The organism is Kribbella sp. CCNWLW201, assembly GCF_037203805.1.
GTDB lineage: Bacteria > Actinomycetota > Actinomycetes > Propionibacteriales > Kribbellaceae > Kribbella.
Genome location: NZ_JBBCBQ010000008.1, coordinates 91,180 through 112,890, shown reverse-complemented (window position 1 = coordinate 112,890; position 21,711 = coordinate 91,180). Strand labels below are relative to the sequence as shown.

Genomic DNA, 21,711 nt, shown 5'->3' with positions numbered 1-21,711 from the left:
GTGATGGGCGAGGTGGAGACTCAACTCCTCGGTGGTACCGCCAACCGCGGCCTCGTCGTGCGCGTCGGCGACACGGTCCGACGACCGGTGCGGTCGAGCAGCCCGGCGACACATGCGCTGCTGCAACACCTCGAACAGGTTGGCTTCGAGGGTGCGCCGACCCTGCTCGGGATCGACGCGACCGGCCGGGAGGTGCTGTCGTATCTCCCGGGCGAAACCGTCACAGCGCCGTACCCGGCCTGGTCGATGACGGACGAAGCGCTCGACAGCGTCGCCCGGCTGCTGCGCGAGTACCACCAGGCGGTCGCGGGATTCGATCCCTCCGGCCTGGACTGGGCCGAGCCGGTGCCATCGGCGTACGTCGAGGATCTCGTCAGCCACAACGACCCGAACCTGGACAACGTGGTGTTCCGGGACGGTGTGGCCGTCGCCCTGATCGACTTCGACCTGGCCGGACCGGGATCCGCGTTGTGGGACGTGGCGACCGCGATCCGGTTGTGGGCGCCGTTGCGGCCGGATGCCGACATCACCGACGTACGACGAGGTCGCACGCTGACCCGGCTCCGGCGATTCGCGGACGCCTACGGGCTCTCCGGCGCAGACCGCACCCGGCTCGTGGACGCGACCGCCCGCAACCACGAGTGGTGCATGGACTACGTACGGCGTGGCGCGGAGACCGGCCACCCGTGGTTCCACCAACGCTGGACCACCGGCGAGGCTGACCTGACCGACCGGACCAACCAGTGGTTCAAGGACCAGGCGGAGACTCTTCGCCGCGCCCTGCTCTGATCTCCACCTCAGCCTCGGCGACACCGTCGTAGTACTTCTCCTGCAACCGCCGGACGAAGTGCGGCAGGAGGAGGACCGGGCCCATCGGGAACGGTGTGAGCTCTTGGTCGCTCAGGAACGTAATGATCGCCGCGGCAGCAGTCAGCCCGACCACCAACAGCCAGCCGCGCCGGCAGATCCACGGTCCGTCGGCGGCGACGAGCCCTCGGCGGGTCACAGCACCGACGGCGAGCACCAAGCCCGTCAGCGCGACCACAACCGCCGTCGCGATCAGGGGCCAGCCGTGCACTCCGGCGTAACTACCGACCTGACGAAGGATCATGACGGCCGACACAACCAGGCCGATCGCGATGAGCCCATAGAAGGCCGCACCCAGTTTCAGCTTCGGCACGGGGGCTCCTCACGGTTGTCTAGTCGGCCTATCGCGGGGAGCTGGTTGGTTGTTACTGCAGGAAGTGGCAGAGAATAGCCCGGTGAGTTCGCGTGTGGTGTTGCTGGCGGGGCCTTCGGGGACGGGGAAGTCGCACCTGGCCGAGCTGGTGGGGCTGCCCATCGTACGGCTGGACGACTTCTACCGCGACGGCGACGACGAGGCGATGCCGCGCTCCCCGCTCGGAATCGTGGACTGGGACGACCCACGCTCCTGGGACGGCGACCGCGCCGTCGCGGCGCTCGAGACCCTGTGTGCGACGGGTACGGCGGACCTGCCGATCTATGACATCGCCGCGGACGGGACGGTCGGGCACCGACCCGTGTCGACCGAGGGATCCCCGTTGATCATTGCCGAGGGCATCTTCGCCGACCGGATCGTCGGCGTACTGCGTGATCGCGGGCTGCTCGCCGCCGCGATCTGCGTCCGGCACCACCGGATCGTCACCTTCGTCCGGCGGTTCCAGCGCGATCTGCGGGAGCACCGCAAGCCGCCGTACACCCTGTTGCGCCGCGGTCTGCTGCTGCTCCGCGACGACCCGGAGGTGGTCCGCCGCTGTATCGACGCGGGCTGCGAACCCCTGCACCCCAAGGCCGCCAGGCGCCGGATCGAGGTGCTTCTCACGTAGGTCGTGTCTGGCGATCCCGCGCCGTAGGCGCGGGATCGCCAGACACGGCCTGGGCACGCTCCCGCTGATTTGCAGTACGTTCGCCCGGCGTTCACCTTTCTCTGATGACATCAGCCCGGAATCGTTCTGATGCTCTCGGGGTGAGAAGTCGGACGGAGAGAAAGCCATGACGCGGACTGCGCCAGGCGTTGCCGCTGTGGTGACCGCGCTGTTGCTCGGCGTGACAGGTTGTGGAAGTGATGCCGGCGCCTCGACCGGTACCTTGCAGACGCCCTCGGCAACAAAAGCGCCGGCAGGCGTGCGGGACAAGGCAGCGAAGACCACGCTGGCCGGTCTGGTCGTGCTGCCGCGCGGCTACATCGCTGATCCTCGGAGCAGCAGCGGTGCCTTCACCGCCACCGCGTTCCTGGGCAACTGGTCGGCCGACCCCGCCGTCGATCGCGCGCTGCTGCTCAATGCCGGTTTCATCGAGGGCTATCGCGCCAGCCGGTTGAGCCCGGACAAGAAGAAACAGTTCACGGTGCAGCTCTTCAAGGCCGCGAGCCCGGCCAAGGCGAGGGGCCTGCAGCAGGGATTCTGGAACCAGGACACCCACGAGCAGGGCTTCGGCGTACCGAACGCGTTGAGCGACGCGCGCGTCCAGTACGACGGCGGCACCGGTCAGTCCGAGGCCGTCGCCGAGGTCAGCTTCGTCGTCGGCTCTCTCGTCGCCGAGCTCACCGTCCGCGAGATCGGTGCCCTGGACACCAATCCCCGCCCCGACACCGCCCTCCTCAAAACCCTTGCCACGCAGCAGAAAGCGCGCCTCACCTCCACCTCGAGCTAGCACCCTCTGGTGGGTCAGCTAGCCAGAGCGGGGGTTGGAACCCCGGAATCTGGTGGGCCAACCCACACTCTCGTAGGCTGACCCACCACACGGCGGTTCCGGCTTCAGCCGGCGTGGCGGGAGCGGGGGGCTGACGCCGGGAGCAGGTCCTCGATCAGGGCTTCGGTCTCCGGGCTCAGGATCAGGCCGTGACGCTGGATGCGTTCGCCGAGTGCCTCGACCACCTTCTCGGCCGCGGGCACACCGCCGTAGCGGTGCTCTGCCGTCAGCAGGTCCCGCCACAGCAGGTCCGAGTTGTCGGCCAGCCGCAGCCCGGCCTGCACCGCGCTCACCGCACCGGCGGGATCGTCCCCACCCATGGTGAGCTCCCACAACCGGTGCGAAGCGTCGACCACGACATCCGGCACCAGCCGCTCCAGGTGCACCCGGGCGATCCATGAGTACCCGCCGCGCGGCCGCCCACTGAGGAACGGTCCACGGACCAGCTGCAGACCACGCCGCAGCAGCTCGCGCTCGTCCCGCACTGTCTGGGCTGTCCGGCTCCGCCGTACGAGCTCGGTGAAGCAGTCCCAGTCGACCGCGACCTCGGGCCCGAGGTACAGCCGCCCACCGGAGTCCTGCCGCAGGTGATGAGCACCGGTGGCGTCGGTCCCCAGCCACTGCCGGACCCGCTCGACGGTCGAGTCGCGCACCTCGTTGGTGACGCCACGCGGCCAGATCGAGGCCCCGAGCACACTCGGGTGTACTCCGCCGGGGTGCAGCGCCAGGAACGCGACGATCTCGGTCGCGAGCGGCAGCCGCTCCGCCTCCAAGCGGTTCGTGGCCCGGATGTCCATCGGACCGAGCACACCGATCCGCACGTTCGCCGTCCACCAGCTGGCGTCATCGCCGGGCCGGCCGCTGTTCGGCACCCGGATCCGGTTCTGACCCGTCTGCAGCTGGGACGGCGTCCGCGCCGCCGCCAGCAACTCGGTCAGCGACTCGACCGTCGGCTCCGACAGCCTGCTGGCCGACAGCGTCAACCCGAGCGCGGGGATCCGCAACGTGCCGGACTCGTCCACCCGCAACTGCCACCGCGCACCGGCGACGGTCCCGGCGACCATCAGCCCGAACCCTGCCCGGGTCCGCGACGCCAGCGCAGTCAGCCGCTGAGCCGTGACCTCGTTGGGCGGCGCTCCGAGTACGACGTACTGCGGCGAAGCGTCCGCGGACCGGCTGACCCGACCGGACAGCACCTCGGTCTCGATCGTGCCCTGCTCGAGATCCGGAAGGACCTCGTCGATGTCGTTGACCACCCGCAGCCGGTCGGCGAGCACGTCCTCGATCGCGTCCGGCAGGCCGGAGGTCGTCACCCGGAGCAGATCCGTCCACGGGTTGGTGGCGAGCTGCACCGCGACCGACGTCGCGACCTCGCGCGCCACGACCGTGTCGCCTTCCAGGCTGAGTGCACCGCTGGCGGCTTCCAGATCGACCAGGACGTCGCGGTCGTACTCGTCGCGTCCCAGGCACACCAACGCCGGGAACGGCGCGGGACCGGACCGCTCGGTGGCGATGTCGGCCCGCGCGATCCGCCACCGGCGGCCGTTGTCGAGCGCCACCCACGGCGCCGGGGCGGTCTCCTGCGCCGGCGCCAGCAGCAACTCGACCCCGTTGTCGTCGACGAGCGCGCCGAACAGCGAGGGCAGCGGCATCCCGGCTGCCTCGCATTGCCGCACCAAGGCCCGCATGACCCGGTCCAGCGCGTCCGATCGGGCCGGGTCCGCGCCGACCCGCAGCGCCACCTCGGCGGCCGTGGCCGCTGCTTCCGGATCACGTCCACGCCGGCGATACCGCTCGACCAGCAGCAGCATCAACAGGCCGGCACCCACCAGACCGCCGCCGAGGAGGTCATTGGGCAGCCGCCAGCGAGAGTCCTGCGTCTGGCCGCCGTCGACCGACGAGTGATCGCCGCTGCCACCGACAGCGCCGCTGCCGCCACCACTCTCGCCACCGATGCTGATGCCTTTTTCCTCGCCCTGAGTGGTCCTGGGCGTCTGCGTTCCCTGTTCGTTCTGGCCGGTCTGTTCGGTGGTGCGGACCGTGGTCTTGGCCGGGGTCTCGGTCGGCACGCGGGGTACGCCGACGGCGTCCTCCGGCATGATCAGCTCCCACCCCGGCATGATCAGCCGGGCCAGGTGCAGGTGCTGACCGTCGGGCTGGACCCGCTCCTTGTTGAGCTCGTAGATCTCCTTGTAGCGGCGGCCGTCGCCCAGGTGCTTCTCGGCGATGTCCCAGAGGCTGTCGTGGTGGTGCCCGACCGGCGCCTTGACGGTGTAGACCTTCTTGCCGGCCAGCGGATTCTTCGTCCCGGCCTCGGCCGTGTGGCCCTCGAACCGGTTGTGGTCGATCGGCTGGATGGACTCGGTCGCCGGCGCCTGGGTCGTGGCCGTGGTGGCGCTGATGGAGACCTGGGACCGCGGCTCGACCGGGGCGCCGCCGCCGGTCGCCGCAGCCGCCTGACCGGCCGCGATCCCGGTCAGCAGCAACGCGCTGACGAGGATCCGGGCCAGCTGCTGACTGCCACCCCCGAGCGGGATCGCCCGCGGTACGCCGCGGCCACGGACGGCACTCGAGAACTCGGCCACCACGCACACCAGGAAGTGGAACCACGCGATCCAGACGACGGCGCGCAGTACCGTCAGGAGTGTCTCCACACCGATCGGTGCGGTCAGGTCCTCCCGCGTCGGCCAGCCGTCCGGGAACGGCGGCGGCCCGCTCAGGACCCACAGCGCGACCGGTACGCCGACGACGAGGACGAGCAGCGCGAGCGCGGCCAGCACGACCTGGCCGGCCGACCGGCGTTCCGGCGGGGTGTCCTGCTGGAAGCGGGACGGATCCGGCGGGCTCGCCAGGAACCGGCCGGATCTCGACTGTTGCGTCATGGGTGTCTCCTAGCCGATCCCGGTCTCAGGCTCGGCGACCGCATCGCCGCGCACGGTGAAGGAGTCGATGCCGATCAGCCCGAGGATCGCCGTGTCCGCCGTCGACTCGGCCGAGGTGAAGACCCGGTTGCCGTTCACCGTCACCGAAATGTTCGTGTAGCCGCGCTCGGCCAGGAACCCGCTGGCCACCGCGCGGGCCTGTCCGGGATCCACGACCAGCTCGCCGCGATCGCGCAGCGCGGCCAGGTCGATCGCGTTGGCACCGGCGCGGGCCGCCTGCTCGGCGTCGTCGGTGAGCTGGCTGCGCTTGTTCAGCGCGAGGCCACCGTCGACGACGAGCCCGGCACCGACCATCAGCACGGCGGCGAAGCCGAGCATGAAGACGGTGGCGGATCCGCGCTGGCTGCGCGATCCGCGGGTGGTGAGCGCCCGGTGGATGCTCCGGAACAGCCTCGTCATCCGGTCCTCCGGTACAGGTCGATGGGGGCGGAACTGCTGATCGTGACGGTCTTCGATCCAGGCAGTCCGATCAGGCCGAGTCCGTCGTACGACACCTCGCAGCTGATCGTGACCGTGATCGTGCCGCCGGACACGAAGTTCCCGCTGAGGGCGGCGTTCTGGCACCGGCCGACATCCTGCAACGCCGCGTCGGCCGTGTCCACCGCGGTCGCGCGGGCGGCGGCCTCGGTCCGCTCCAGGCTGGCCGCGCGGACGGCGTCCCGGCTGGCCGCCTCGACGTCGCCGCGAACCGCGACGTACCGGCCGCCGGCCACCACGAGCAGCATGAAGGCCATCATCACCGGAGCCAGCAGCACGATCTCCACCGCCATCGAGCCACGCCCGGTGCGGCGGCGGAGTCTGCGCCGGCGATCAGTTGTCGGCACGGAACTCCTCCAGTGGTCCCTGGACGACCTGCGTGACCGTCGGCGGATCGACGAACGGCGTGATCTTCTGCGCGTGCCCGGTCACCTCGACCCGGACCTGCTCGGTGCCGACCGGGGTGACGATCACCCGCACGTCCTCGAGGATCCCGGTGCCGATGTCGGCCGTGTAGGCGTAGCCCGCCGCCTCGGCCTGGCCGCTGTCCAGCGACGTCCGCGCCACCCGGGCCGCCTCACGAGCCGCCGCGGACGCCACCTGGTTGCCCAGGTAGATCAGCGCGAACTGGATCGTCAGGAAGATGGCCAGCATCAGGATAGGCATGTAGAGAACGAGCTCGACGGTGCTCGCACCGCGCTCGTTCCGCTTCCGGGCACACCGGCGCCGGAACCGCCTGATCCATCGCTGACCTGTCATCGCCGAGGATCAGCCCAGGTCCAGCGAGTCGGCCTTGCCCTTGAGCTTGTTCATGATGATCGCGCCGACGGCGATCGCCACGCCGATCAGCAGCGCCGAGATCAGCACCCACTCGACCGCGGACGCGCCTCGCTCGGCGCGCCGGGCGCGCGCGATCCGTCCGGCGAGCACGACGCGCAGGAAGACGATGGTCTGGTTCATGAGTTTCCCTCCTCGGGACCGACGTGACGGGTCACAGCCCCATCACCCGGGCTACAGCTGGATAGGTCAGGAAGAGCAGGAAGCCCACGCAGAGCAGCATCTGCGCCATCAGCATGGACTGGGACCGCGCCTGGGCGCGGCCTTCGGTGTCGGCGAGTTCGCGCCGCCGCATCGAGACCGCACGCGCGACCAGAGAGTCTCGCACCTTGGCCCCGTCCTCGGCCACCAGGGCCAGTGCGGCGGACAGATCGCGCAACTCGTCGATGGCCAGGTCGTCGCCCAGTTCGCCGAGCGCCGCCCACGGCGTGATGCCCTGCAACCGGGCGGTCTCGAGCGTGTCCCGGATCCGGACGAAGGCCCAGCCGTCACTGATCCCGGCCGCGGACGACAGCGCCTCCGGTACGCCCCGGCCGCCGGCCAGGTTCATCGCGACCAGATCCAGGAACGCGCTGACGACATGGCGGAAGTCACGCCGACGATCGGCCGCGGCCGTCCGCAACTGCACCGTCGGCAGTACGGCGCCGATCGCGGCACCCAGGATCCCGAGCCAGATCGGTACGACGCCGGGCAGGCTGCCGGTGACGACACTCAGCGGCGCGAGCATCAGGAACGGTACGACGAAGCCCGCGAGTGCTCCCACCAGAGTGGTCGCCAGATGGGTCTCCACCGATCGGCCGGCGATACCGAGGTCGGCCGCGATCGACGGGGGCACCTGGTAACCGCGCGCCTCGATGGCACGGCGCAGGCCGGAGCCGAGCCGCCGCATCCGCAGCGATTCCTCCCGGTGCCGCCGATCCGCCGTCAGCTTGACCTCTTGGCGCTGCCGGCGCAGATCCGCGTCGAGCTGCAGCAGCCCGGCCGCACCGCTGGGCGCCGACCCACCGGCCAGCCGGACGGCGAGCAGGACGCCAAGGCCGACCATCGCGCCGGCGAGCATCACCAACGTCATCAGCGACCTCCCCCGTCGGCGGTCGGCACGCGATCCCGTGCGTGCAGGAACCGCGCCGGGGTCTCGAAGCTGGCCAGCCTGCGCAGCCAGACGAAACCGGCCGCGAACAGGCCGAGGATCAGCAGCAGCACGAGCTGCCCGATCGCGGTCGAGTACGGCTCGACGTACTTGCGGTTGAACAGCGACAACCCGAGCACGAACGCCACCGTCACGACCATCACGATCTGCACGCTGCGCCGGGTACTGCGCCGGCCGGCATTGACGCGCTGGCGCATGTCGAGCGCCGCCCGGGCCGATTCCGACAACGAGGTGAGCACGTCACGCAGGCCGGGGCCGCGCAGCCTGGAGTTCAGGATCAGGCTGGCGACGATCAGGTCCACGCTGGAGTCGTTCATCTCGTCGGCGAACTTCTGCAGCGCCTGCGGGAGCGGTACACGGACCCTGAGACGGTCCGCGAGTGCGGTCAGTTCCGTGGAGATCGCCGGCGAGGCCGCGTAGGCGGTCGCCGGGATCGCCTGCTCGAGGCCGACCGCGCCGGCCACCGTGTCGCGCAACGACTCGGTCCAGGCGGCCAGGCCCTCCAGCCGGGCGATGGCCTTGGTCTCGGCCGCCGCCCCACCGAACAGGGCCGGCCATGCGAAGGCCAGCGCCCCGGTCGCCACGGCCGCGACCGGCCACCTGGTGAACAGCAGCACCAGCAGCGCCGCCCCCACCGCGATCGGGACCCGGGTGCCCGCCGTCTTCAGAGCCGCGACGATCGACGAAGGTCCCCGCATCGTCTCGGGCTCGGCCCGCGGGACCAGCGCCCAGACGAAGACCAGGACCGCGCCGCCGACCAAGGCGCCGAGCAGAACGATCAGCACCAGGTCCAAGGAGGGTGCGGTCACGATGCCCACCCGGCTGGGGCGCTGCCCTTGTAGCCGACTGCTTGGAGCTCGGCGAGGCAGGCGATCGGGGCGGCGGCGTGGATCATGCCGTCCGGGCCGGCCTGGAAGATCTCGCTGGACAGCACCCGCCCGTCCACACCGTTGACCTCGCGGACCGAGGTGATGATCCGGCGCAGGCCGCCGCCGCGGGAGAAGTCGTTGCGTCGTTCAACGAACACGACGAAGTCGATGGCGCCCGCGATCAGCATCATGGTCGCGTCGGCCGGCAACCGCTCGGCCGACTGGATCGCGTAGGTGCAGATCCGGTTGAAGACCTCCAGCGACGAGTTCGCGTGGATGGTCGACAGCGAGCCGTCGTTGCCCTGGCTCATCGCGTTCAGCATGGTCACGATCTCGTCGCCGAGTACCTCACCGACGATGACGCGGCTGGGGTTCATCCGCAGGCTGCGGCGGACCAGCTCGGCCATCACGATGGCTCCCTGGCCCTCGCTGTTGGGCAGCCGCTCCTCACAGGCGAGCACGTTGGGGTGCAGGTCCTCGAACTCGCCGAGACCCAGCTCCAGCGACCGCTCGACCGTGATCAGCCGCTCCTCCGGCGGGATCTCGTTCGCCAGTGCGCGCAGCAGGGTGGTCTTTCCGGCGTTGGTGGCGCCGGCGATCATGATGTTCTTCCGGGCCGCGACCGCCGCCGACAGGAACGACGCCAGGTCCGGCGTCACGGTGCCGTACTCGATCAGGGTCTCGAGCGAGACCCGGGACAGGCGGGCCCGCCGGATCGAGACCGAGGGCCGCGGGCAGACCCCCATCAGGGCGGACAGCCGGCTGCCGTCGGGCAGCCGCAGGTCCAGCTGCGGGTTGGCCGAGTCGAACGGCCGGCTGGCCAGGCCGGAGTACGCCGCCAGGGTCTGGATCAGCTCGACCAACTCGTCGTCGGACTCGGCGACCGGCTGACCCAGTTCCTCACGACCGTCGGCGTACCCGATGAAGACTTTGTCGCAGCCGTTGATGTCGACGTTCTCCACCATCGGGTCGTCGAGCAGCGGCTGCAGGCGACCGACGCCGAACAGGGCGGCATGGATGCCGTCGGCAAGCTCTTGCTCCTCGCCTGCCCCCGGAGGCGTCCGGCCGGACGCGATCTCGCCGCGTGCGTGGTTCTCCAGCACGCGACCGACGACCGCCCGGGCGAACTGGCGCTCGTCCTCGGCGGTCATCTGGGGCAGGCCGTTGGCGGCATCCTCGCGACGCTGCCGGGCGAGTACCTCGGCGACCTCTTCGCGGAGCCGGCGGACCAGTGCCTGATCCATCAGGCGACCCCCCACTCGACAGCCTGCGCCTGCGGCCGCGGCCGGCCCAGGCGGTACAGCCGCTCGGCCAGCTCGGCGCCGGAGCGCACCAGCAGCGACTTGCGGGCCCGCCGCCCGTCACCGGCGCGGATCGCGTCCGCGGCCTTCAGGTCCTCGGCCACGATCCCGAGCACGGTCACCGGCAGCCGGGACCGGTCCAGGATGGCCTGTACGTCGCCGACCACCCGGCTGTCCCGGTACGACGTCACCAGCGCGACTCCGACCGGAACGGCCTCGTACGTACCGAACTGGAGCGATTCGGCGAAGCTCTGCAGGCGCTCCCGCAGATGCGCGAGGCCCTCGACCGTCGGACGGGCCACCAGCATGACCGCGTCGGCGTTCTGCAACACCGGCACCGTCGCGGAGCCCGGCAGCAGCCGGCCGCAGTCCGCGATCACGTCCCGCTCGGGGACCTCACGCAGCAATCTGGCCAGGTGCAGCCAGGCCGGACCGAGACCCTGGACCTGGCTCGGCGAACTGACGCCGGCCAGCACCTCCAAGCCCCCGGACACCTGCTGCACGTGGTCGGCCAACCGCGCCTCGCTGCTGCCTCGCCGCACCGCCGCACCCAGCGACAGCAGACCACGGTCCGGGTCGAGCGGGACACCCGCCCCGTCGCGGTAGCGCAGAGCCACATCACCGCCGGCCGGGTCGAGGTCGGCCAGCACCGGCTCGACCGGCCACGCGCCGGCCAGCACAACGGCCGTCGTGGTGACTCCGGGCGAGCCCTTCGCGGAGGCGACGACGTACAGGCCCATCTACTTACCACCAACCGAAGCGCCACTGCCGAGCAACGCCACCGCGATCCGGTTGTTGCCGGAAGCATCGGTGATGGCAGTCACATCGGAGATGTCGACGAGCATGGTCGCCGTGGTCGCGGTCGCGGCCTTCTCACCCAGGCCGCTGCCCTCGTCGGCCGTCCGGGGCGCGTCGAGTACGACGGCATCGCCGAGCACGCTCGGCGGCGTGTTGCCCTGGCCGATCCGGATCAGCTGGACCTCATCGCCCGGTCGCAGCCCGGCCGAGGGGACGCGGCCATCCAGCAGCACGACCCCGACCGCAGCCTTGCCCTCTTCCATCGGCGAGGACTTGGTCAGCAGCTTGGGGTTGACCAGCTGCCCCTTGACCATGTTGACCTTCGCGTAGGTGCCGATGATCTCCTGGACCCGATCGGCCGGAACGAGGTCGAGCGAGTCACCGGACACCCGGGTCTGGGCCAGGTCCTCCTTGGTGATCTTCGACCCGACCGCGATGTCGTGCGACACCTGGACCACGGCGACCCGCTGGTCCATCCGGACCGCCAGCACACCGGCGATCAGGGCACCGCCGACGATCAGCAGCGCGGCCAGTGCCGCGACGGCCGGCCGGCGTCGCTTCGACGCCGACGGCAGTCTGCCGCCCGGCTTGCGCCCGGCGGCGCGGTCCGCACGCTGCCGCTGCCGGTCGACGACTTCCGTGCCGGGACTGGACATCTGGCCCGCCTCCTGTTGTTTCCCACGGGTCAGCGGGCGACACCTGCTCGGCGGCGCCCAGAACCCGTTTGGCTTTCGCGACATTTAACCTCTGCGCGGGGTCAAACCCCGCCAGTGATATCCCTCGATTGCATCAAGATGCAACTCGATCCCGTCACGCCGGCCGGCGTCATGGAGCTCAGTGGCCCCATGACGTGGTTACGGTTGGCGCCAACAGGTGCGGCCAAGGCACCACCACCAGAGATGGGGAGTCCTATGAACGACATGGTCGGCGGTAGCCTGCCGGAGATGGATGCTCTGAAGAAGAAGCTCTCAGAGTTCCAGACGGAGCTGGGCCAGCTGAAGACCGCGTCCACGGGTGTTGTGACCAGCACCACGTGGAAGGGCAAGTACGCGGACGACTTCCGCACGGCCTGGGAGCAGTGCAAGAAGAACATCTCCAGCATCGAGACCGATCTTCAGAACGCGTCCCAGGCGGTCGAGAAGAACCGTCAGGCGATCCAGACCGCGACCGGCGGCTGATCGACCGGCAGCACCGCTGCGGCGAAGCACCAAAAGCCGGCCGGACCTCGCGGTCCGGCCGGCTTTCGCCGTACCAGGGGCTCTCAGCTCCGGGCGACCTGGATCGACTCCCAGCGGCCGCCGGCCACCAGCAAGGCCCGGCCGGGCGGGGCGCCACCGGCCATCCCGCGCGGCAACTGGATCCCGAAGATCTCCGCGTCGTCGTACTTCTGCGGGTTGAGCACGATCCCGGCCCGCGACTTCTTCATCGCCACGACCGGCCCGCGGTACATGCTGGTCAGGTCGGATCCGGTCCCGGCGCCGATCATCAGGTTGCCGGTGTCACGCAGCATCGCGACCCGGGCCTCGATCAGCTCGGCCAGCTGACTGTCCTGGCCGAGCAACTCCAGGTCGTCGATCACGATGGCGTGCGGGCTGCTCAGGCCGTCCAGCACGGTCTTGACCTGCTCCGCGTCGGCATCCGCCCCGAACACCCCGGCGATGCCCGGAGCACCGACCAGGTCCCGTAGTGGACTCCGGCGCGGTACGACGGCCGCCACCTGCCAGCCCCTGGACGTCATCGAGTTGATCATGGTCAGGAGCGTCGTACTGCGCCCTGATCGTGGCGGCCCGACCACGACCAGGCCTGGGCCGTGGTCGAACGCGTCGAACGCCCGTACGTCGAGGTCGTCGCCGCCGACCCCGACCACGACCTCGGTCGTCCGCACCGGCCGGGAGGCTATCTCGAGGGCCGCCGACAGCTCGATCGACGCAGGCAGCGCGTCCACCCGGAACGGGCGCTGCCGCTGCGGGATCTTGCTCACCGGCGTCGCCTCGGCCCCGATCCGGTGCAGCGCGGCCACCTGAGCGGTCCCGTCGTCGTCATCGGTCAGCAGCGCGACCTGGGTCTCCAGCAGCCCCTGGGCGCGGAACCCGCGGCCGGCCGGGAACTTCTCCGGGACCTCCTTGGTCGGCATCCCGATCAGCAGGAAGTCCGACGGGTCGGTCATCCGCAGCATCAACCGGTCCTCCATCAGGGTAGAGATCCGGCCCATCAGCGCGGACCGGTCCGCGGTCATGACGACCTTGACACCGGCGCCGGCGCCCTCCTGCAGGATCTGCATCCAGGCGTCCACCAGGCGGCCGCCGTCGACCGACTCGAACGCCGCGACGAACCCCTCCCAGCGGTCGAGCAGCACCAGCAGGTACGGCATCCGCTCGTCCGGCGGGCTGGCGCGGCGTTGCTCGGTCAGATCGGCGAAGCCCTTCGAGGCGAGCTCCTGCTGCCGCTGGCCGATGGTCGCCTGCAGCCGGGCGGTCAGCCGGGTCAGCCGATCGGCCTGGTCCCGCGCGACCACGGCACCCGTGTGGGGCAGGCCGATCATCGGCAACAAGGCGTTGTTGCCGCAGTCAACGCCGTACAGGTGGACGTCGCTCGGCTCGATCAACCGGCCGATGGACCCGGCCAGCGCGCGCAGGACGGTGGAACGGCCGCTCCGGGGGGCGCCGATGATGGCGAGGTGGCCGGCGGCGTCCAGGTCGTACGTCGCCACCGACCGGGCCTGCTCGCTGGGTACGTCGGCCAATCCGAACGGGATCGGCGGCAGGCTCCCGTCGGTCCCGGGCTTGGCTGCCTCGAGGTCGTCCAGGGTGACGATCTCCGGCAGCGGCGGCAGCCACGGGCTCGGCGGTGTCTTGATCCCGGCGACCTTGGCCGCGCCCTGCAGCGCCTTCACCAAGGTGGCCAGATCGGTCGGCACCATCACGTCGTCCTCGGCCTCTTCGGTCTCGAACCGCACCGGCCGGCCGAGATCCCGCCAGCCCACCGGCCGGATGCCGATGTCGGCCGCCGCGACCAGGCCAGGCGGCCGGCCACCGACCCGGGAGGTCTGGAACGGGATCAGCGACGAGTGCCCCAGCCGGGCGTACCCGCGGCCCGGGGTCGACTTGGAGATGTGCGCCGCGTCCGGCGCCTCGATCACGTCCGCACTGTCGCCCGCGTCGGTGACCCGCAGCGCGATCCGCAGGTTCGTGTTCGCCTTGATGTCGCTGGTGACCACACCCGCGGGGCGCTGCGTCGCGAGGATCAGGTGGACGCCGAGGGACCGGCCCCGGCGAGCGATGTCGACGATGCCGGTGACGAAGTCGGGCAGCTCCGACACCATCGCGGCGAACTCGTCGATGACGATCAGCAGCCGCGGCATCCGCTCGTCGTCCGGGCCCATCCGCTCGAGGTACTCCTCGATGTCCTTGGCGTTGGCACCCTTCAGCTGATGTTCGCGACGGTGCAGCTCGGCGGCCAGGGAGGCGAGCGCGCGGGTGGTCAGGTGGCCGTCGAGGTCGGTGACCATACCGACCGTGTGCGGCAGGTGGTTGCAGTCCTTGAAGGCCGCGCCACCCTTGTAGTCGACCAGCACGAAGGTCATCTCGTCCGGTCTGTTGCCAACGGCAAGCGAGCCGATGATCGTCTGCAGCAGCTCCGACTTTCCGGCGCCGGTGGTGCCCGCGACCAGACCGTGCGGACCGTCCCGGACGATGTCGACGGCGAACGGCCCTTCGGCGCCCTCGCCGATCACTGCCTGGGTGGTCCGGCCGCCGCGTGCCCAGGTCTGCGCCAGCCCGTCCGGTTCGGGCGTTTCCAACCCGAGAACGGTGAGCAGCCGGCTCGAGCCCGGGATCGCGGTGGCCTCGTCACCGCCGGAGACATCCTGGATCGGGGCCAGTGAGCGCGCCAGCCGGTCCATCCACTGCGGGCTGACCAGATCCGGCCGGATGCCGTCCACGGTCGGGGCGCCGGTCTGCCGCAGCCGCCACCAGTTGCCGTGCGGAGCGACCACGGCGTGCGCCTCGTCCGGCAACTGCCGCTCGTCACTGTCCAGGCAGATGAACCGGACGCCGACGGACGGGCCCTCCTTGAGCAGGCCGACGACTCCGGGCATCATCCGGAGCCGTCGGGCCCCGTCCATGACGACCACGATCTGTTCGGCGAACAGGGAGGGCTGTGGGACGGGGTTGGAGCTGTTCAACGCCTTCCGCCGGGCCTCCACCAGCCTGGCCAGCTCGTTGACCCGGCGCATCGTGGTCTCGTCGTCGTTGCCGAACAACCCGAGGAAGCCGTCGTCCTCCGTGCCCCGGACATGCGGGAGCCAGCGCATCCACTGCCACGCCGGCGCCGCGTCCGGCGTACACAACACCACCAGCCGAAGCGTCCGCGGGCTGTGCAGGGCAGCCAGTTGCCCGGCTAGCCAGCCGCCGATCTGCTGAGCCGTACCTCCGGTTCCAGCCACACCGAGCACCCCGACCGAGACCAGCGGGACGGTGGCCGGCACATCCGGAGCCGTCCAGGTCCGCTTCCGCAGATGGGTGTCCAGCGTCGCGTCCTCGACCATCACTTCGCTGGGCCGGTCGGCGATCCCGAGCCGCAACTCGAGCCAGTCCGGGTCCGTCGGCCGCCGCTCCCACAACCGCGCCCGTGGGCCGGTCGCGAACAGCAGCACCGCGGCTGGGTCCGGCAGATCGCGCCGCCGGGCGTTGCGCTCGGCAACCAGCGCACGGCGGGCGTCCTGTTCGACCCGCGCCTTGCGCTCCTTGTACTGCGCCATCCGTTCCTTGTACGTCGTTTTGCCCTCGCGCCTGCTCTGGAAGTACTGACCGACGTACATCAACGGTGTGAGCAGGCCGAACAGCAGCATCCCCGGCTGCTTCATGAAGATCGCGAGCCCGATCGACCCGAGCATCGGCAGCATCATCACCAGCAGCGGGAACGTCGGCTTCTGCGACTTCTCCGGCTCGGCCGGCAGCGAGAAGTCGGTCATCCGCGGCGGCGGCAGCAGCCTGGGCGGCCGGTTGAAGTCGACCAGCCCACCGGCCGGGTTGGGCGACAGCGAAGCATCGGGCGCCTCCACCACCGCCAGCGCCAGCATCACCGGGCCGACGGTGAGCTGCATCCCCGGCTCCCACTCGGAGCCGGCCCAGCCGCCGGACTGCTCCAACTCTCGGCGATCCAGCTCGACCAGCCCCGGTCGCTGGCCCTGTTCGAGGACGTACGTCGTCTCCTCGGCTCCCGTCTCGTCCGGAATCACGATCGGCCCGAAGGTGGGATCCACCGGGCGTTCCATTCCCGTCATCCCGTCGGGCTCCTCGACCCGCAAGGTGACTTCGCCGACGATGGTCACGGCCAGGGTGGCGACCTGCCCCGGGATTCCACCACCCGCCAGCCGGATGTCCGCGTCGGGCGCGCTGCCCATCGAGTAGTTGCCCGGGCCGAGCCGGTGGACGGCGCCCGCACCGGGGCCGCTCACCACCCGGACCTCGACCAGGCCGTGCGGTTCCGGCGGAGCGCAGCCGCGCGAGTCGCCGACGCTGACCAGAGTCCCCTCGCGCAGTGGCGAGGCAGCCAGCGAGAGCTCAGGGTCGACCGGGTACCCGTCGACGAACAGCGGTGGCCCGCCCACCGGCGCAGGGTCCGCACCACGAAGGTCGATCACGTTGCCCGCGCCCGGTACGGCGACCCGCCGCCCGACGGCCTCGACCAGCCGAGGCGACAGACTGCCGATGGTCAGACCGGGATCCGCGTCGACGACGACATCGGCACTCACTCCCTTGACCGGGTCGACCACCGTGAGCATGAGCCGCATACGTCAATCCCATTCGTCGTTCTGGTTGCCGGCCCGCACCCCGAGTCAGCTCGGCGAGACCTTAACCCAGGCGTAGTCGTGATCACCGAACTCGATCGCGGACACGGTCACCGTCTGCCCGAACGCAGTGCCCTTCTCGCCCACGGCCAGAGTCAGCGGCACCGACTCCGCACCCTTCTTCATCACCGAGAGCATCGCCCGGTCGGGATCCTTCAGCACACCGCCCACGCCGACCTCGACACCGCCGGTGGTACCGGTCGTCCCCTGCGAGATCCGGACCGACCCGTCCGTCGGGGTGCTGAAGCCGCGCGGGTCGGCCTCGTCCTTGTTGCAGCCGGTCACGCCGATCAGCAGCAGCACCGCGACCGCGGCCCACTTCATCGGGTCTCCTCCGTCCGGACCGCGATCCGGGCCACGTCGACGCCGTACGCGGGCTGGATGTCCAGGAGCTCGAGCGTCCAGGCGCCGTACTGCGTCTCCTCGCCGACGGCCAGGGTGACGTCGCTGGACAGCTGGTCCCGGCGGCTGCGGTCGGACACCGACAGCATCGCCCGGAGCGGGTCGAGCAGGACGCCGCCGAGGCCGATGACCAGGTCACCCTCGTTCGTCCGGGTGCCCTGCGGTACGCGTACCTCGGTCACAGTTCCCTCGCGATCAGCTGACATCGACTGCCTCCACCTTGGTCCCGTACTTGTTCAGCTCGTCGATCGAGATCTCCGTCACGCCTTCGCCGCTGCCCCAGGGATTCTGCAGCAAGACCTTGTCGCCCTTGACACCGATCACCGTGTAGGCGTGTGGTCCGTAGAGCGGCTTCGGCTTGATGTCGTTCATCCCCGGGTGGTCCGTGGGGCTCTGGGTGCTGAAGGTGACCGACTTGCCCTCGTCCAGCCGGGCCTGGATGTCGTCGACCGAACTGATGTCGTCCGCGTCGGTGCGCTCGGACTCCTTACCGGTGAGCTCCTCCATCCAGTCTCCCGGCCAGCGCCCCTGGATGTGCTCGTAGCCACCCTTCCACTGCGCCGCCGCCTTCTCGACCACGACCGCCCAGAGCTCGGGATTGGCCCCGTCCGGCGTGTCCCCGAAACCGGTGATCGGAGTGCCGTCCGCCTTCCGCAGTACCTCAGGCTGTACGACGATCTGGATCGGCTTGCCGTCCTCGTAGAAGGTGACGGTGTAGCTGCCGTTGGCGTTGGTGGTCACCATCTTCTCGAGCAGCTCGGGGTTCTTGTCCGCCAGCGCGGCCAGGGTGGCCTGCAATCCGCAGTCGCCGATGCTCATCTGGTCGACATCGGTCCGGTCGGCGCCGCCTCGCTCGCCGGCGCCTTGGGCGAACAGGGTCCCGGTGATCGGATCCCACGAGTAGCCCTTGAAGTCGCCGGCGCCTTCGGTGGTGGGGCGGAAGTAGCCGTTGGCCCACTCCGAGACCTTGCACATCCGCTGGATGACAGGCAACGACACGTTGGAGCCGAAGAGGTTGAGCAGCTCACGCTCGCCGGTGGAGTCCAAGCCCCCGTCGAGCATCCCGCCGTCCTTCATCCGGTCCAGGAAGTCGCCGAGCTCCTTGTCGTTCAGGTTGGCGAGGACGGCCTCCAACTCGGCGGGGGTGAGGCCCTTGAGCTGGCCCATCACCTTGTTCCGGTCGTCACTCGACAGCAGGACGAAGTCGTCGATGACGCCGCGGACCGCCTTGGTCGCCTCGTCCACCTTGGCCTGGTCGACCGGGCCCATGTCGTTGAACCAGGTCTGCGGATCCGGCGCCGGCTTGCCCTCCTTGACGGCCTTCATCATCTGCTCGAACCGGTCGACCCGGCGGGTGTACGCCTGGGAGGAGTCGGTGGCCTCCGAGGCCAGGCCGCGCAGTTTGCCGGAGGCCCCGCTGCCGAACGGCAGGTTCTCCATCACCTGCGGCAACGGGCTGCCACCGTTCTGGACGCCCTGGTCCAGCAGGGTCCGGAACTTGGTCCGCCGGGCCTCGGCCGCGCTGCTGGCGTCGCTGAGCGCCTTCACCAGCTCCCGCACCCGGCTCGGGGTGATCGAGACGTACCCGGTCATTTCGGCCCCTTCTCCTTCTCCTCTTTGTCCTTCTCCTCACGGCGCTGGTCGCCGGCCTGGGTCTCCAGGTCGTTGGCGTCCTTGTCGAAGGTGGCGGCCGCGTCCAGGATGGCCTGCTGGGCGCCGTCGATCCGCGACTTCCAGGCGGTCAGCGTGCCGCTGAACTCGGTGGCCACCGGCCCTTGCCAGGTCTGGTCGTCGTGCAGGTCCTTGACGCCACTCAGCAAGCCGGTGACCGCGGTCGCTTCCTTGCGCAGGTCACTCGCGATCTCCCGCAACCGGGCTGCCTTCGCGTCGAGCTCGGCGGGCGTCGTCATCTGATCGTCCTCACGCTGGGCATCCTCTCAGAACGGCCGGTCACCAACCGGTCTGTGCCAGTGACCCCTTCGGGTTGGTACTTTTTCAGGTCACGGGGGCGTAGGTCGTTCTCGCACGGCGGGCCGACGGGGGTCCGGGGTGGACACGGAGGCAGCGATGGCTGAGCCGGAAGAAGTCATGGTGGGGAATCCGCTGCGCGCGCAGCTGGCGACCCTCCGAAATACGCTGGCCACAGCGCGTGACGGCATCGCCGGCGCGCTCGACGCGGCCGCGACCAAGATGGCCGACAACCGGACCTGGACCGGGCCGACCGCGGCGAAGAACTGGAAAGCCGAGCTCGACGGGCGGAAGAAACAGCTCGGACCGTGGATCGACGAGATCATCGCGCAGATCGACACGAAGCTTTCGACCATGCCCACCCAGGTCACCGCGAGCGAGGCGCGGGTGTACCACAACGACCAACGGACCCGGGGGTACTGAGGCGTGAACAGGCTGGACGAAGGCGGGGGCGGCAGCGCCGACATCTCGGCGATCAGCCCCGGTTCGCTGGCGGAGATGATCAAGGATCTCGCCGCCAAGTCGGAGCAGTTGCAGGGCTACAGCGGCCTGAAACGCCAGGCCGGCGAGTTCGGGATCGGGTCGAAAGAGTTCCAGAACATCATCAACGTCGGCCAGTGGATCGACGACGAGCTGCCGATGCTGCGTCGCCGGCTGACTCTGGCGCAGGCGCTGGAGGCGCAGGCCGGCCCCGGGCAGCCGGTGAAACTGACCGAGCCGGTCAAGCTGCCGAGCGCCGAGGACCTGGCCCGGATGAAGGAGCTCGCCGAAGGGCTCAAGAACCACAACTACACCGACGAGGAGGGGGCGAAGCTCTACCACGAGGCCGCTCTGGAGCTGGCCGCGTCCGGGTACGACCCGGACCTGATGTCCGCCTTCTTCGCCGAACTCGGGCCGCAGCACACCCCGATGCTCGCCTCGATCATGACGGCCTCCGGCAGCGAAACCGCGGCGGAGGACATGAAGATGTTCAGCCTGGCGTTCGCGGCCGCCACCAAGGACACCGACCCGCCGCAGGGCCTGGTCGACATCATGAACCAGTTCACCGAGCCGCCGATGGACGACGGCAGGCTGGTCACGCCCGCCGCCTGGGGCCGGCTGGCCCTGCTGCAGGAGGGTGACTTCCCGCCGGAGTGGCTGACCAAGGTGGTCCGGGCGAACGGGCTGGACACCTTCGCCGGTGACGACGCGGACAACACCGACTTCCGCGGTGGTACGACGTTCGAGGTCCAGGCGACCGGCCTGCCCGAGGACGTGCTGGCGCTCGCCTTCGGAGCGCTCGAGAACAACCCCGAGGCAGCCCGGGACGCGATCGGCTCGATGGGCTCGATGAAGGACGTCGTCGACCGCGTCTACGGCTACTCGAAGAGCTATGGCACCGGCGACACCGTCGCGGACGCCTTCGGCCTGGCCATCGAGGCCGGCACCGGCTCCGGCACCGAGGAGCCAGGCAAACACAGCCCCGAGGCCGCCAAGTTCACCTACGACTTCATCCTCGCCTCCGGTGAGCACAAGGAGGTCCCCTGGCCGATCAAGGACAGCCTGGGCAAGGTGGCGGGCTCCTACAGCCACGAAATGCTCACCGGCGGCCGCACCGATGATGCCGGCACCCGTGACTCGGGCTTCACCAAGCCGGGCGACTTCACCGACCTGCCCGGCGTGACGCCCGCCTTCTTCCTGAGTCCGGAGGACACCTACCGCTTCCTGCACGGCTTCGCCGACGACGACAACCTGTCCGAGCCGTTCGACGAGGCGATGGGGACCCTGCAACAGCAGGTCACCCAGTTGGCCGCCCAGAAGGACCGCGACGTGATCGCGCAGGGCGGGCAGGACCCGCGCAACTGGGAGATCTCGATGGACGCCTTCGGCAGCCTGGCCGGCCTGCAGTACCAGGCGATGAAGGATGTCCGGGGCAGTATGGACGCCTTCGACAAGAAGGTCCGCGAGACCCTGTCGAAGCTCGTCACCCTCGGCATCGGCAAGGTACCCACTCCGACCGGTTTCGCCGCCAAGTGGGCCTGGAAGGGCTTCACCAAGCTGGTCGGCGCGGGCCTCAAGGAGTACGTCAAGGGTGGCGTGACCCGGGTCCAGTTGCTGGAGAGCCAGGACCTGCAGGAGACGCTCGCGATGAAGTACAGCTCCGCCGCCACCTTGGTGGAGGCCGACTACCCGCACCCGGACATCCCGGCCGAGATCCGCGGCGCGGACGGCAACCTGCTGAGCGTCGACGAGATCGCCAAGGACGACACCAAGCTGCAGAAGTTCTTCGAGTGGAGCGACTCGGCCGACAAGCCGCCGTACTATCTCGACAACAAGATCGACCACGGCGAGAAGGTCTTCATCGGCGGCACCGAGTACGCCGAGGGCCTGGCCTCCACGATCAAGTGGTGAGTCACCGGAACGG

The 21,711-nt window shown here is 70.0% G+C and carries 22 protein-coding genes; 6 read left to right on the top strand and 16 right to left on the bottom strand.

The genetic code is table 11. The features are described 5' to 3' along the window. The first annotated feature begins 3 nt into the window (after positions 1-3). A complete protein-coding gene (locus V9K99_RS28960) occupies positions 4-789 on the top strand; it encodes a phosphotransferase enzyme family protein (protein ID WP_337005574.1) in 786 nt (261 codons plus the stop codon). On the opposite strand, the gene V9K99_RS28955 is transcribed toward V9K99_RS28960, so the two are convergent. Next, positions 749-1,180, bottom strand: coding sequence for a hypothetical protein (locus tag V9K99_RS28955; RefSeq protein WP_337004928.1), 432 nt, complete (start codon positions 1,178-1,180; stop codon positions 749-751). The genes V9K99_RS28960 and V9K99_RS28955 overlap by 41 nt on opposite strands. A gap of 82 nt (positions 1,181-1,262) precedes the next feature. Between V9K99_RS28955 and V9K99_RS28950 the strand changes: the two genes are divergently transcribed. After that, the gene (locus tag V9K99_RS28950) at positions 1,263-1,847 is read left to right on the top strand and encodes a uridine kinase family protein (protein WP_337004926.1); all 585 of its coding nucleotides are present in this window, start codon (positions 1,263-1,265) and stop codon (positions 1,845-1,847) included. Between the two features lie 166 nt (positions 1,848-2,013). Continuing rightward, positions 2,014-2,673 (top strand): hypothetical protein, encoded by a 660-nt coding sequence (locus V9K99_RS28945; RefSeq protein ID WP_337011636.1) that lies wholly within the window; start codon positions 2,014-2,016, stop codon positions 2,671-2,673. A gap of 104 nt (positions 2,674-2,777) precedes the next feature. On the opposite strand, the gene V9K99_RS28940 is transcribed toward V9K99_RS28945, so the two are convergent. The 10 genes from V9K99_RS28940 to V9K99_RS28895 are packed head-to-tail and all read right to left on the bottom strand — an operon-like array spanning position 2,778 to position 11,742. After that, positions 2,778-5,594, bottom strand: coding sequence for a BTAD domain-containing putative transcriptional regulator (locus V9K99_RS28940; RefSeq protein WP_337011638.1), 2,817 nt, complete (start codon positions 5,592-5,594; stop codon positions 2,778-2,780). 9 nt (positions 5,595-5,603) lie between these two features. After that, positions 5,604-6,053, bottom strand: coding sequence for a TadE/TadG family type IV pilus assembly protein (locus V9K99_RS28935; RefSeq protein ID WP_337011640.1), 450 nt, complete (start codon positions 6,051-6,053; stop codon positions 5,604-5,606). Next, on the bottom strand, positions 6,050-6,478 hold the full coding sequence (locus tag V9K99_RS28930; RefSeq protein ID WP_337011642.1) for a TadE family protein: 429 nt from the start codon (positions 6,476-6,478) through the stop codon (positions 6,050-6,052). The genes V9K99_RS28935 and V9K99_RS28930 overlap by 4 nt, the downstream gene beginning before the upstream one ends. Continuing rightward, positions 6,465-6,890: a TadE/TadG family type IV pilus assembly protein gene (locus V9K99_RS28925; protein WP_337011644.1), complete on the bottom strand. Its 426-nt coding sequence runs from the start codon at positions 6,888-6,890 to the stop codon at positions 6,465-6,467. The genes V9K99_RS28930 and V9K99_RS28925 overlap by 14 nt, the downstream gene beginning before the upstream one ends. Before the next feature lie 9 nt (positions 6,891-6,899). After that, positions 6,900-7,091, bottom strand: coding sequence for a hypothetical protein (locus V9K99_RS28920; protein WP_337011646.1), 192 nt, complete (start codon positions 7,089-7,091; stop codon positions 6,900-6,902). A 31-nt stretch (positions 7,092-7,122) separates the two neighbouring features. Continuing rightward, positions 7,123-8,040: a type II secretion system F family protein gene (locus V9K99_RS28915; protein ID WP_337011648.1), complete on the bottom strand. Its 918-nt coding sequence runs from the start codon at positions 8,038-8,040 to the stop codon at positions 7,123-7,125. Continuing rightward, positions 8,040-8,927 carry a type II secretion system F family protein gene (locus tag V9K99_RS28910; RefSeq protein ID WP_337011650.1) on the bottom strand — a complete coding sequence of 296 codons (888 nt, stop codon included), beginning with the start codon at positions 8,925-8,927 and terminating at the stop codon, positions 8,040-8,042. Before V9K99_RS28910 ends, V9K99_RS28915 begins: the two co-directional genes overlap by 1 nt. Next, complete coding sequence (locus V9K99_RS28905) at positions 8,924-10,231, bottom strand: CpaF family protein (RefSeq protein WP_337011652.1); 1,308 nt, start codon at positions 10,229-10,231, stop codon at positions 8,924-8,926. The genes V9K99_RS28910 and V9K99_RS28905 overlap by 4 nt, the downstream gene beginning before the upstream one ends. After that, positions 10,231-11,028, bottom strand: coding sequence for a hypothetical protein (locus tag V9K99_RS28900; protein WP_337011654.1), 798 nt, complete (start codon positions 11,026-11,028; stop codon positions 10,231-10,233). Before V9K99_RS28900 ends, V9K99_RS28905 begins: the two co-directional genes overlap by 1 nt. Then, positions 11,029-11,742, bottom strand: coding sequence for an SAF domain-containing protein (locus V9K99_RS28895; protein ID WP_337011656.1), 714 nt, complete (start codon positions 11,740-11,742; stop codon positions 11,029-11,031). It abuts the gene before it with no gap. A gap of 288 nt (positions 11,743-12,030) precedes the next feature. Here V9K99_RS28895 and V9K99_RS28890 point away from each other — a divergent pair, with 288 nt between their 5' ends. Further along, positions 12,031-12,264: a hypothetical protein gene (locus V9K99_RS28890; RefSeq protein WP_337323601.1), complete on the top strand. Its 234-nt coding sequence runs from the start codon at positions 12,031-12,033 to the stop codon at positions 12,262-12,264. A gap of 83 nt (positions 12,265-12,347) precedes the next feature. On the opposite strand, the gene V9K99_RS28885 is transcribed toward V9K99_RS28890, so the two are convergent. Genes V9K99_RS28885 through V9K99_RS28865 form a run of 5 tightly spaced genes read right to left on the bottom strand, consistent with a single transcriptional unit; the run spans position 12,348 to position 19,249 of the window. Further along, positions 12,348-16,880: an FtsK/SpoIIIE domain-containing protein gene (locus V9K99_RS28885; protein WP_337011660.1), complete on the bottom strand. Its 4,533-nt coding sequence runs from the start codon at positions 16,878-16,880 to the stop codon at positions 12,348-12,350. A gap of 45 nt (positions 16,881-16,925) precedes the next feature. Beyond that, on the bottom strand, positions 16,926-17,261 hold the full coding sequence (locus V9K99_RS28880; RefSeq protein ID WP_337011662.1) for a hypothetical protein: 336 nt from the start codon (positions 17,259-17,261) through the stop codon (positions 16,926-16,928). Continuing rightward, complete coding sequence (locus V9K99_RS28875; protein ID WP_337011664.1) at positions 17,258-17,545, bottom strand: hypothetical protein; 288 nt, start codon at positions 17,543-17,545, stop codon at positions 17,258-17,260. Before V9K99_RS28875 ends, V9K99_RS28880 begins: the two co-directional genes overlap by 4 nt. Further along, positions 17,535-18,932: a C2 family cysteine protease gene (locus V9K99_RS28870; RefSeq protein WP_337011666.1), complete on the bottom strand. Its 1,398-nt coding sequence runs from the start codon at positions 18,930-18,932 to the stop codon at positions 17,535-17,537. Before V9K99_RS28870 ends, V9K99_RS28875 begins: the two co-directional genes overlap by 11 nt. Then, a complete protein-coding gene (locus V9K99_RS28865; RefSeq protein WP_337011668.1) occupies positions 18,929-19,249 on the bottom strand; it encodes a WXG100 family type VII secretion target in 321 nt (106 codons plus the stop codon). Before V9K99_RS28865 ends, V9K99_RS28870 begins: the two co-directional genes overlap by 4 nt. Positions 19,250-19,406: 157 nt before the next feature. Here V9K99_RS28865 and V9K99_RS28860 point away from each other — a divergent pair, with 157 nt between their 5' ends. Together V9K99_RS28860 and V9K99_RS28855 are read left to right on the top strand one after the other, a co-directional pair. Then, complete coding sequence (locus V9K99_RS28860; protein ID WP_337011669.1) at positions 19,407-19,730, top strand: hypothetical protein; 324 nt, start codon at positions 19,407-19,409, stop codon at positions 19,728-19,730. Positions 19,731-19,733: 3 nt separating this feature from the next. Continuing rightward, on the top strand, positions 19,734-21,698 hold the full coding sequence (locus V9K99_RS28855; protein ID WP_337011671.1) for a hypothetical protein: 1,965 nt from the start codon (positions 19,734-19,736) through the stop codon (positions 21,696-21,698). Positions 21,699-21,711 lie beyond the last annotated feature (13 nt).